1 protein-coding gene is annotated in these 650 nt (G+C 52.3%); it reads left to right on the top strand.

Features of this window, described 5'->3' with window-relative positions; genetic code table 11:
* On the top strand, window positions 1-650 hold a 650-nt coding region (gene tnpC / locus BO225_RS11125), incomplete at both ends, for an IS66 family transposase (RefSeq protein ID WP_143356835.1).

Here is a 650-nt window from a genome sequence, read left to right as displayed (position 1 = left end):
TAAATCCACTTCCCGTCATTCCGCATTCTTTTGCGAGCGCGGAAGCGCTCGCTCATGTAGCCAACGAGCGTTTTGTCAAAAGCGTACCCTACAAACGGCAGGAAAAGCAATTGAACTGGCTGGGTCTCTCCATAAGCCGGATAACGATGTCCAACTGGACCCTGGCGGTCTCCGAACTCTATCTTGAACCTGTCGTTCTCAAGATGAGAGAACATCTTCTGAAAGAAGAACTGTGCCACTGCGACGAGACTCCGATCCAGGTGCTCCGCGAAGAAGGGAGAAAGAACACTTCCAAATCGTGGATGTGGGTCTACAGCTCGGCGGCTGTTTCTCGAAAGCCGATCCGGATCTTTCAATACGCTCCCGGAAGAGGAAGCCGATATCCGAAAGCGTTCCTGGAAGGTTTTGAAGGATTTCTGGTAACCGACGGATATGGAGGCTACAGCCAGATCGAGAATACAAAACGAGCATTGTGCTGGGCGCATGTCCGCCGGAAGTTTTTCGAGGCTCTTCCGAGCAGCGGAAAAAACATCCAAGAAACAGAAGCGTATCGAGCGCTCGAAAGAATCGGACAGATCTTCCATGTCGAGACAGAGCTGCAGAAACTGGAGCCTGCAAAGCGGGCCAAAGAGCGGGATCGGATGGAACGG

This window comes from Dubosiella newyorkensis, from assembly GCF_001945605.1.
Classification (GTDB): Bacteria; Bacillota_I; Bacilli_A; order Erysipelotrichales; family Erysipelotrichaceae; genus Dubosiella; species Dubosiella newyorkensis.
This window is presented reverse-complemented; position numbering and strand designations above follow the sequence as displayed.